The organism is Vibrio sp. Y176 (assembly GCF_033438945.1).
The window spans coordinates 1-753 of the sequence record NZ_JAWOQS010000423.1 but is presented as its reverse complement, the minus strand read 5'-3'; the positions used below and the strand labels follow the sequence as shown (position 1 = coordinate 753).

The window sequence follows — 753 nt, the reverse complement described above, 5'->3', positions numbered from 1 at the left end:
TTGTGATCAATAAGCAACACGATACGTGGAAGCCAGGCGAGCACACGGGCACATTCCGTGGTAACCAACTTGCAATGGTTTCAGGTGCTAAAGCGCTTGAAATTATCCAACGTGACAACCTTGTTGAGCATGCGAACGTTGCGGGCCAATACCTACGTTTTGGTCTCGAAAGCATCCAAAAACGTGTTAACTGTATTGCTGAAGTTCGTGGCAAAGGCTTGATGCTAGGCGTTGAAATCAAGAATCCTAACGGCGAGCTTAACAAGTTTGGTGAACCTCTTGCTGACGGTCAGTTGACCCTAGCGATTCAACGTGCTGCGCTTGAGCGTGGTTTGATGGTTGAGAAAGGCGGCCACGAAGGTTCTGTTATTCGCTTCCTTCCACCACTTATCATTTCATTCGAACAGATTGACTTCGCATTACGTGTGCTTGAAGAAGCGATCATCGCCGCAGGCGGTAGCCACGTTGAAGCTGCACCACAAGAAGAGTGGAAAAAGCACTTCATCCATACCGGTGAACTAGGCAGTGCTGAGTTTGCATCAGTAATGAGTCACACAACTTCTGCAATGAAGTCAGTGTTTGAACAAGTTAACGCACCATACTCAGGTATGGATCCTAAAGCGTTAGAAGATGCGATCAACGCGGTTGACCTAGACAACAAAAATGCGCCACTTAAATCCGTAATCGATGATGCGGCAGAGCTGGTGGCAAAGAACGCTATCTTCACTCAACACCCTGATTGTATCGCGCATT

At 47.5% G+C, this 753-nt stretch carries 1 protein-coding gene; it reads left to right on the top strand.

From position 1 onward, the window contains the following. Positions 1-753, top strand: a 753-nt coding sequence (locus tag R7O13_RS26455; RefSeq protein WP_318305154.1) for an aminotransferase class III-fold pyridoxal phosphate-dependent enzyme, incomplete at both ends; no start/stop codon positions are given.